This window comes from Mycobacterium persicum (assembly GCF_002086675.1).
GTDB lineage: Bacteria > Actinomycetota > Actinomycetes > Mycobacteriales > Mycobacteriaceae > Mycobacterium > Mycobacterium persicum.
The window spans coordinates 1-418 of the sequence record NZ_MVIF01000309.1 but is presented as its reverse complement, the minus strand read 5'-3'; the positions used below and the strand labels follow the sequence as shown (position 1 = coordinate 418).

Here is a 418-nt window from a genome sequence, read left to right as displayed (position 1 = left end):
GCCGGCGGTGGTGGCGGCACCCACGGCACCCCCGGCAACGGCGGCGCGGGCGCTCTGGGTACCAGAGTCTCCGGCTTCGACGGCAAAGCCGGCCTCGGCGGCGACGCCTTCAACGGCGTCAACGGCAATCACGGCAACCCGGGCTGAGCTGTCAGCGGCGCAGCGAGCGGGATGCTGTCGGTGAATCGCCGCAAACCCCAGATCCGTTGTTCCGCAGTGCGATACCGTCCAAGTGTTGGGTCCTGAAGGTCATGTGACCAGGGGGTTGTGATGTCGTTTGTGGTGGCCGTTCCCGAGTTGGTGGCGGCAACGGCGTCGGATGCGGCCATCATCGGTTCTGCGCTTAGGGCTGCGAACGCGACGGCGGCCGCCAGCACGACGGGGCTGCTGGCCGCCGCGGCCGACGAGGTCTCGGCGG

1 protein-coding gene is annotated in these 418 nt (G+C 69.6%); it reads left to right on the top strand.

Annotated elements, in window-relative coordinates:
* Positions 1–270: 270 nt before the first annotated feature.
* On the top strand, positions 271–418 hold a 148-nt coding region (locus tag BST40_RS33505), incomplete at its 3' end, for a PE domain-containing protein (RefSeq protein WP_083156665.1).